Raw genomic sequence first — 10180 nt, 5'->3', positions numbered from 1 at the left:
AAATATAACATAGTACAATTATGAATTAATATCCATGAAATATTTATTTTATACAGTCGTTCCTTACAGCTAAACTCTCTAACAAATTCCATTCATTTAAAATATTAATTTTGTATCATACTTTTTTGATCTTTTTTTACTTACCTATGTTCTTAAACTTTCTCTTAATCTTGAACTTACATTTTCACTAGAACTTATCATTTGACCTTGAACTTAATTAATTTTCCTTTACCATGTATCTCCTCCCTACTTCAAACTAACTTTTATAGCACTTCACTCATATTTGGATTGGCTCCGGCTTTATAGAGTAGCAGAAGACCTCGNNTATAGGCGAGGTCTTCTGCTGGTTACGAATATAAACAGGAGCCAATCCTGCCTTTGTATGAGTGGAAAAGACCTCAATACACTACCATAAAGAAAACAACCATTGATTTTCTTATGGATTACGTATTAAAGTCTATATAAATTGCGAAAATTCTAACTTCTCAACAGTGTACAATACGTACATCTGTTTAGCAATTCCAATCAAGCAAATTCGTTCAGTATGCCTATTTAATGAAATTTTAAGTAAGAAGAACCTCCTATAAATTTCCATTCTCCCTACATTAATTCCCACAGATCTTAAAAAAATTACTTACATTTCTCTGTTTTTTTCGTTTTAATATTGTCAAACACTTTATACCAGTATAAAAGTCATGATATTGTATTCCACTATTTCTTTTCTAACAATCAAAATAAGAATGCATAAGAAAATGCATAGTTATCACCAAAATCGCATTTATATCTAAAAATTTCATTTACTGAACCACTACTATTTTCATTAGCTAGGCTTCATCAGCTTAAATAAAAACAGCAAATACTCTCCACGTAGAACCTTATCAAAAAGAAACTATATATAAATATTTTACCCAGATCAAGAATCTCTCATATTTAATTAACCAAAGAACCCCCTAAATACTTAAACCAAATTAACTACGCTTCGCCAAAACCCAACAAAGGAGAATATAGATATGTAATGGCAGACTGGCTTATTAATTCTAACCGGTATTTTGAGTTGGTGGAGATGCTCCGGTACGATAAATTAGATTCAGTTCATCCCAAAGCAGATCAACTTCTACAGACGAGATGGCCAGTGAATGTTTAAACTGTTTTAGTTCAGGAAAAAGCTCAGCAAATGTTAATTGTGCATTTTTCACGTGCTCTTTACGTAATAGCAACAATCTTTTAAAGAGCATAGATTGGCTTGCCACTTTCGTGATCGCGCCACGCCCTTGACCAATTGTATATTTTTTTAGTTTACTAGAGTGCTTCAGAACTTCCTTTAGGGAGGATACTGCCATTCCAAAGGATTCTGCAAGCATCTTTAAAGAGCCCTCTAAAAATGGCTTTTCGGGACTTGTTTGAGCTTCTAAATAGGCAAGGATATCTACTTCCCATTCGTTATAATGAGAACGTACTCTTTCCTCACGGGGTTTTTTAAACTTATACCAGCCTTCTCTTCCTGAAAACTTAGCTTGTCCATCTGTCCATAATTCAAGTAACCCCTCAACATAAGAACGTTTTGCTCCTTTATACTTACCAGAATATGCACTTTTTAATGTACGCTCAAATTCACTTTTTGATAAAGGCTGCGCTAAATTGCTGTTAAATTGATCTAGTTCATCATACGCCTCTTCAAACGATTTTTCACTAGCATAATTCGCAATAGCCATCGTCAAAAGAGCGTTATTACGACTAGCACCATGGTGGCCTTTTTCAATATCTGTTGTACGGATTAAAGCATGATACCAGTCTGAGGACGTTTGATCGAATGCTGAAGTATACTTATTGTAAACAACACGCAAGAAGGTCCTTTTTTCTTCTTTTTCAAACTGTTGCGACCATGAAAGTAGTTGATTAGTATTTGCCGGCTCTGCATAAAAATCAAGCGTATTATCCTCTCTTGGTAACCGATAAAATCCAAACGGTACACACCCTGTATCGATTGGAACATATTTACTTAACGCCTTCCTTATGTTTTCTGATAAACGTTCTGCTACTCGGAGTGCCTTGTAATTATTGTTTTTATGTATATAAAAAGGAGTGTCCAGGACAAAAAAAGATTGAAATCCCCTTGGCGTTTCCAGGAGGAGATTTGGACGAGGTAATCCTAATTCTTCACATCCTAAATAAAGGGCATACAAATCGACTTTTTTTGTGTCGATATCAAACCCAATGACATTGATCTGCTTAAGATTTTCACGTGTGTGCCCCTTAATCACTCGATTCTTGAAATCGTAATAGGTACCACCGCGGTACGTGTTCGGTGTCCAGTGTGATAGTTGTTGATACCGGTCTTGCAACGCTTCATAAGAAGTAACAACGTATCCTTTCCCTTCAATAAGGTCTTCTTTGGAAGGTGACACGAAAACACAACCTTTACGGTACGGATCATTCTTCAGGGCTTTCTCGTAAGCTACAACTCTATCAAATGGTGCACGAGAACCCTTTTTCTTATATAGATAAAGGGTGTTATGGGTCATGAATTGCATGATTTCAACTGGTGAAATGACACTTCTTATTTCGTTTTCTAATTCATGTACTTCCATTTCGTACACCTCCTTTAAATAGATAAGAATGCTAGGATAATTTGTTGAAATAAGTATATCGAAATCGTTTTTTGAAAAAGGGTGCTCTCTAAGCAAAATGCACCAAAAAAAATAAACCCCTTGAAGCTTAGAGCCACAAGAGGTTTAGAAAAAGTTGAAAAGATTTTTTCTATACAGGTTCCGCTGAGATTTTGCACCAAAATATCAGAAAATGAACCAATTTTAATAAAAGACAATTTTTATATAAACGGAAGAAATCCTGTCCTATCAATCGTTTCAGGGATTCTCTCTAAAAAAATACTAAACAGGTTTCGCTGATACCAACGTGTTCGTGGTGCATTTTTCATACACAGGTTCCGCTGTTTTTTCAACAGCACTACTGAGAGAACGTTGTGTTTTTTTAAAAAATTAGCTCATGAAAAGTAAAAAACTGTCGATATATCAATGTTATACTAGGTACACAAGTTACGCTGACTTTCTTTCTAAATGCACCACTAATGGACCAATTCTTTAGAAATTAGTATACAAGTTACGCTGACTTTCTAAATAATGCACCACTAATGGACTAATTCTACAGAAAATAGTACACAAGTTACGCTGACAACCTATAAAATGGTGCATTTTAAGAGGTTAAATTAATGATAAAGTATCAAATGTTGAAATGCTGGTAAGATGAGCCTCCAATATAAAGAGCATCTATCAAAATTAAAGCTTGAGATAGATGATCTTGTGAAAAAAAATTGAAGAATATAATATTATCTAAACAATTCCCGCTATAGGAGAAAAAATCGAGGCAACTATAATCTGGGAACCTTATTTTACCATTTAAATTTAAAACCTAGCTCAACACCACCAAACCCTGCTGAAATGTTCAAATTTTTATTAGAAAGTTACTTCGCTAAATAAAATTCTAAGGAAGTATTTTTATAAATAGAACGAAATTTTTTAGAGTATCCGAAATTCATAGCAATTACTCCGTATTAGCATGGACCTTAAAATTCACTTTTAATATGGGATAATATTCATTCCTCCAATCTTTTAATTCATGGTAAGAAACCAAATGTTGAAATTGTTGCCCAAATCCAAATATATCTGTATGCTTTCCTTTGGTTTTCTTAAGTATTTGGTAAAATCTCTCTTCAATAAGCTTTTCAAGTTCTTTTTTAATTCTTTTATCTGTAATACCTTCTTCTCTTTCTAAAATATATATACTTAAATTCAAGTTGCTTGCCACAGACGGTTCATTATTTCTCATCGATGCTTTTTTTTGGATGGAACTGTTAATTACCATAATACTAGCAAATCCCAAGCTCTCTATATTTCCTTTTTCACTTTTACTTTGAAACACGTTAATTAATTGACTCTCTTGCGGGCTGATTCTTTCAACTATTTTTTTTCCTTTCTTCAAAATATCTGAACCCTCAAAGACTAAGACAGTATCTTTTCCAGAACGAACAACCGGAATAGCGATATCTTTAGAATTTAAAAATTGGCTTCGATACAATTCCCAAATAGGGATACTAAAGATCTCCGGTGCCCAGCCAGTACCTTTATTAAAAAAATCGTAAATAGAGGTAGCTTGAACACCTAATTTTTCGTTTATGTTTGCTAATATATCCTCAACATTCTCATCTGAGATGGCCACTAACGCTCTTGATGGAACTTCTTCAGAAACCATTAAGAACTTTATAAGCTCATTAAATTCCTGTTGGTTATGTGCCAAATTACTTTGAATAACAATTAATCGAATTTGTGAGTAATCAACGGCATCTTCAGAATTTGTACGAATTTGTCCAAGTGCACTTGCGACTGTTTCGCCTTTTCCTGTTACGACTTTCGATATTTGATTTTCATTTTCAAATACAGGGATTTGCAATGCTAATTTATACTCTTCAACATCGTCCTTAGAAATACCCATGACTAAAGGAAGGGAACGCTTATTAATATCTTTAATATCCCAACAGCCGCAGAGAAAAATTACTGACATGAATACAAAAAACAATTTAAATCTTTTATTATTTTTCATAGACAAAAACGCCTCGTTTCGTTAAGAAACCATAGATAAAAATGGTTATTGGAATAATAATTATAAAATAAGCTTGAGCACATGTACTCCACAGAAAGTATTTTTCAATCAAAGATTTGTTTGGAACAAATAAAACTAAAATAAATGCGATAACTGAAAAAGCAATAATCCAATAAGAAGAATACACTATCCGGCAATTAAACAATTTCCTCAGGATTTGTCCGACCATCCAAAGCAAAATAGCATTAGCCAATATCACTAAACACACTAACGATAAACCGAAGAATACAGCCTGTCTGTTGAACGAAAACCAGCTTATGTCTACTGAATCCATTGCTTCATAAAAAGGACTGGTCAGCGTAACGACCGTTTCTTGTCCAAATATAAAGAGCGGTACATACACTACAGATAGAAAAAATAGCGTCACACTAACGCATGCAATAAAAAGTTGACGGAATCTCCATTTTTTGTCTGTAGAAATAAACCCCAAAAATAAAAAAGACGAAAATCCCAGAAGATAGAAAAATTTTATATTGAACAAAAACTTGTGAGGTGAATTCCACCCTGGCGTAACATTATGTATATCAAAATTTACAACAGAGGTAAAAATGTTAAATAAAACTAAAGGAATAACAATAAAGAAAATAATAATCGAGGAACGTAAAATTGTACCTAATCCTTTTATAGCTGTATATATCGAAATGAAAAAAAACAGTATCATAATAGACCAATAAGGGGTCCGAGGCAAAAAAATAGAAATAATGACTTCCGTGTGCAGCCGAATATTGAGTGCAACGAGCGCAACCAGACTGATTACAAAAGGCGTAAGAATAAGCATTGCAACCCATTTCCCCATTTTCAAATATATATCAATGACATCACTTTCGGGAAAATAATTTAAACCTTTTATGTAAATCCAAAGTAATATCAATTGTAGAAACCCCTGACAAATAACCACTTCCCAATGAGCTGTTTTCGCTAACATATAAATAAGATTAGGAAAGACCAAATAGCCAAAACTAAAATTTATGATAATGAAAACTAATCCAATTTGAATCCGATTTGTCACTTTGTATCTCCTTTTTGTTCAATATGAAACGTTATGTAAGGAATATCGTTGGAAGTTAAACTTGCCAAATATATTACTGTGAAAATGAAACCAATACATACACCTAAAATCCCAAAAATAGATGCTAATATTAAAATGGGGTATTTTAGTAAACGGATGTATAAAGAGTTTTGCATTCCAATTACTGCAGAGCTTGCAATTACAACAGCAGTAATCACAATAACTAACAAATTACTTACTAATTTTGCTTCAACAATCGCCTGTCCGAGTATGACTCCTCCTACCATTGTAATAGCTGGGCCAACGCTCTTAGGGAGCCTCACAATCGCTTCTAGTATTAAATCCACTAAAACGACCATCGCAATAGCCTCAAGAAAAGCCGATAAAGGAATGCCTTCCCTACTTTTTGCGACAAACAGTGCAAGATCCGTTTTAAATACTTCAGGATTAACTGACACCAATGCAACATATAAAGCAGGAAGTATTAACGTGGCGATAGCACCTATTACTCTAAAAATTCTAAGCAAAGAAGAAAGTACATAAGGGAAATTGCGATCGTTTACACTAATTAACATATCCCAAAGTAGATGAGGAAAAACAAGCGCGAATGGACAATTATCTAAAAAAATCACAATTCTGTTCTTTTTTAAGGAGTGGATGGCTTGAATCGGAAGCTCCGTAGCGAATAGATGACTGACAGGACTCAATCTACGTTGTCCAAATTCCTTGTTAAGATCATCAATCGTTTCAATATCTGATTTAATTTTTTTAAACTGCTGGTTGACTTTTTCAATAAGAGCATTAGGGGCTCCTCCTTCAATATAGAGCATTGACAGTTTACGCTTCTCCAACACTCCAACTTGATAGGAACAGTGGCACAGACGTTCAGTGCTCAGCCTTTTTCTGATCATTCCAACGTTCGTATTAATATCCTCTCCAAAGGCATCCAAAGAGGAATAAATAGGACTTTCATTTTTGGGCTCTGCAATACTACTCCTCAGATTTTGGACCATAGGGTCAACGATGGCATTCTGTTCACCATCTTGTGAAAGGATTACTAAATTACCTTCTAATATGGCATTAATTATAAGTTCTGTATTAACGTTAATCTGCCCACTAAGATTTATGAAAAGTGCTTTTATTGAAATAGACGAAGCTGCCATTTGTTGAACATATAATTTAGACTTGGTTAAATCTATTAGTGTATTAAATCCAAAAAGATAGATTACTGTATTATCTACTAACTCTTCTTCGATAAAAAAATCGTCGTGATTGGAAAACTTGGTTTGAATTTCTTTTATAAAATCACTCATTAATTTACCCCTTAAGAATATAGAAATATTATTTAATTATTTGTAATAAGGTTCGATTTTATACGATATCTGATGAATTTAGCGGACGTAGAGAAACACATTTTAACATTTTTAAATACTCCATTTTTCTAACCTTTCACTTTTTTTAACCTTTCTCATTGAACTAAAATGCAATTTAATGGAACAAAAAAAGAGTCACCGAAGCAACTCATGATCTTAAACTATTAGCTGGTTAAGTTGTATAAGGTTTTTTACCTTTTAAGCCCAAATGAGTTTCACGGATTTACCTTGAAGTAAATCCCAGGTATTTAATGTTTCGTTAAAGCGATAGACCGCACAAAGTTCGTCCTCGGTAAAGTAGTCAATGACACCTTGCTTTGTTGCCCCATCACTATACTCATGTTTTATTAACCAATTAAAATCAAATACTCGTTCCCAACCATATCGTTTAGGGAGGGTGTCTTCGTATGTTTCTTCATCCGCTGATGTTAATCTGCCATCGTTCAGTGGAACATGCCACGCATTATAACAACTCCACAGCACGTCTTTTTCGCTATGCTCGAAGACAAATAAATAATTTTCTTTATAACCTTCTTCAATGTCCCAGTCTGTGGCACCGTCACGGTACCCTTCAGGAATTTCTTTCCATACCCATATCAGTGCAGATGCACTCGTTTGATGGATACGTTTCTTGTACTGTTCGAGCATCCAGTTATACGGAGCTTTCATCGACTCATCGAAAATAAACGAAGTATCAGCTACATAATAACCATTTTGACGACAGGCAGTCCACCAAGCTGGCCTTTGAAAAGTGTACAGTTTCACTAGATGCCCCCCTTTTTGCTCAACATTCTTTTAGTATAAATGAAAAAAGCTGATTAGTGATTCAATTAGTTATAAACAGCTTTTATCAGTACTGTTGAACTAGACTTTATGTAACTAGTCGAGTAGAAAGGAATCTTTTTACCTTACTGTAAAGCGAACTCCATCTCCGGGTAGAAGGGTCGCTCAATTAGCGACCCAGACCCCCACAGAACCCGGCGTGCAGATTTCCCGCACCGGGCTCTTCAGAAATTGCTTCACAGTTTTGCGTACATCTTCAATTCCGAAAATGGAATTGAAAGCTTAGGTCGCTCTAAAGGAAAAATCGATTTAATCTGGTTAAATTTCTCCCAAGTTATATAACTCTTTTGACTTCTACTACTTAACATTTTTCTCCAGTAACGTTCTGTTATTTTATAGATTTTAGTTATTGTCCAAAGATTACCAGCTATTCCATAGTAGTTATAATGACCTCTAAGAATTTGATTTAGCTTTTCAGTTTGGTCTTTTATTGACCAATGCCTGATGATCCGGAGAGTTTCCTGTATTTTATTAACGCTTCGCTTAAATCTAGTCTTTTCAGTTTTTCTACCTACCATAAAATTACCTTTACGGTTTCTAGTACAATAATGTGTAAAACCTAGGAAGTAAATGGTTTCCAATTTGCTTCCTTTTTGTTTGGCATGTTTACTGGCAAATCGTCCAAACTCTACTAATCTAGTCTTATTAGGCTCAAGTTCTAATGAGAATTTCGTTAATCTTTTCTTAAGAACTTCTCCAAACCTTAACGCATCTGAACGAAATTGGAAACACACTACAAAATCGTCAATATACCTTATTAGATATGCCTCACCTTTGAGTCTTGGTTTTATCGCTCTTTCAAACCATAAATCCAAAACGTAGTGTAGGTAAATATTGCTTAACAGTACACTTATCGAACCACCTTGCGGTGTCCCTGTTTCACTGACATATGTATCCTTACCTTCCATTACACCAGCTTTTAACCATCTTTTGATTAGACTTATAATCCTAGGGTCTCCAATTCGATGTTGTACGAATTTAATCACCCAATCATGGTTTAAAGTTCCAAAGAAGTTCTTGAGGTCAGCTTCTAGCACCCAGCTAACTTTCTTTCCTGAAATTGTTTCATTGAGCGTAGCTAAGGCATTATGCGCTCCTCTGTTTGGCCTACCCCCAAATGAACAGTTTAAAAAGTCTTGTTCATAAATTGTTGAGAGTACCGTTGCAGTGCTTCTTTGTAGCGCTCTATCTGCTACCGAAGGTACTCCTATAGGTCGTTTTTCAACTTTTCCCGGCTTTGGTATCCAAACTCTTCTTACTGCTGGAGGTTTATAACCGAATCTATGAATTGAATTCATCATATCTTCAACCCATTTTTCAAACTCAATTATAGCCATATCTCTTGTGATTCCATCGATACCAGGTGAAGTGTTCTTTGGCATATGGTTTAAGCTAGTCCATATCAGCTCTTTTGTAATGTGATGTGCTAATGATGTAAATTGTAGTTTTGTATCCTGTCGAGCTTTTACTGCTATTCTTTCTAATCCTGTTGTCATGATTGGTTTTTCCTTACTTTGAATTAAGGACCGAAATCTTCCATTGAATGAAGCTCATGTTTCCTTAGATTGATTCAACTTCTGCTAACCGCTTCCCCATGTAATAGGCTTTCCCTATCTCAGAGTACTATCAGTTAGTAAGACTTCCAATAAACCATCAAATTCTCCTTACTTTATAGGCTTGTTGAATTCTTATCTACATACTGTAGAAGTTTATTGGATCTCCCTTGTTCCCAAGGAATCCATTGATGACATGCCGTAGGTACGAATCCCGGGAGTAATGAGAATGACCTTGCCTTTAACGGTTATTTCATTATTGCCTTCCCTGTAGAGAGAAAAGGTCGGCTACTCCACATCACGTTCAATTTCGGGATTAATTATCCTCTTCACTTTATTCCGGCCTGCCATCTTCCTGTCTACGCTTCGCAGTGAACGTTACCGCGCACCACGCAAGACTCGGTACAAGACTGCTGGCTAAGCATTATCTAGACGACTATCTCAAGTCGCATGTATTCCTTGAACTTGCAAGGCGCAACCCTCCCAGAACCGTGCTTGCGCTATTAACGCACACGGCTCCTCCAACTTATCATTCACAGAACTCATCTAATTTCTATCAGACTTTACTATTCTGCTATCCTTAATAGTTTTGTTTCCATTTATTCTACCTCTGTATGTAGTAAATGTGCCCCTATTAAGGGTAATACTTTGGTAGCAGCCTTTCCTCTATCGGCATTACCCAACTTCATAGGTACTACGCTGCTATCTGACTCCCTACATCGGCATTT

The 10180-nt window shown here is 35.2% G+C and carries 6 protein-coding genes; all 6 read right to left on the bottom strand.

What is annotated here, in order from left to right:
• Positions 1-1037: 1037 nt before the first annotated feature.
• Positions 1038-2588, bottom strand: a complete 1551-nt coding sequence (locus tag CN514_RS06690) for a primase C-terminal domain-containing protein (RefSeq protein ID WP_098231929.1) — start codon at positions 2586-2588, stop codon at positions 1038-1040.
• Between the two features lie 970 nt (positions 2589-3558).
• Positions 3559-4614 (bottom strand): Ger(x)C family spore germination protein, encoded by a 1056-nt coding sequence (locus CN514_RS06685; RefSeq protein ID WP_097974457.1) that lies wholly within the window; start codon positions 4612-4614, stop codon positions 3559-3561.
• Positions 4604-5683: a GerAB/ArcD/ProY family transporter gene (locus CN514_RS06680; protein WP_097974458.1), complete on the bottom strand. Its 1080-nt coding sequence runs from the start codon at positions 5681-5683 to the stop codon at positions 4604-4606. Before CN514_RS06680 ends, CN514_RS06685 begins: the two co-directional genes overlap by 11 nt.
• On the bottom strand, positions 5680-6996 hold the full coding sequence (locus CN514_RS06675) for a spore germination protein (RefSeq protein ID WP_097974460.1): 1317 nt from the start codon (positions 6994-6996) through the stop codon (positions 5680-5682). The genes CN514_RS06680 and CN514_RS06675 overlap by 4 nt, the downstream gene beginning before the upstream one ends.
• A 258-nt stretch (positions 6997-7254) precedes the next feature.
• Positions 7255-7821, bottom strand: coding sequence for a DUF3841 domain-containing protein (locus CN514_RS06670; RefSeq protein ID WP_098231928.1), 567 nt, complete (start codon positions 7819-7821; stop codon positions 7255-7257).
• Between the two features lie 254 nt (positions 7822-8075).
• Complete coding sequence (gene ltrA / locus CN514_RS06665; RefSeq protein ID WP_097974464.1) at positions 8076-9395, bottom strand: group II intron reverse transcriptase/maturase; 1320 nt, start codon at positions 9393-9395, stop codon at positions 8076-8078.
• Positions 9396-10180: the final 785 nt, after the last annotated feature.

It is taken from the genome of Bacillus sp. AFS001701 (genome assembly GCF_002559405.1).
Lineage (GTDB): Bacteria > Bacillota > Bacilli > Bacillales > Bacillaceae_G > Gottfriedia.
The sequence above is the reverse complement of the archived record's forward strand: the minus strand, read 5'-3'. Positions and strand labels throughout refer to the sequence as shown.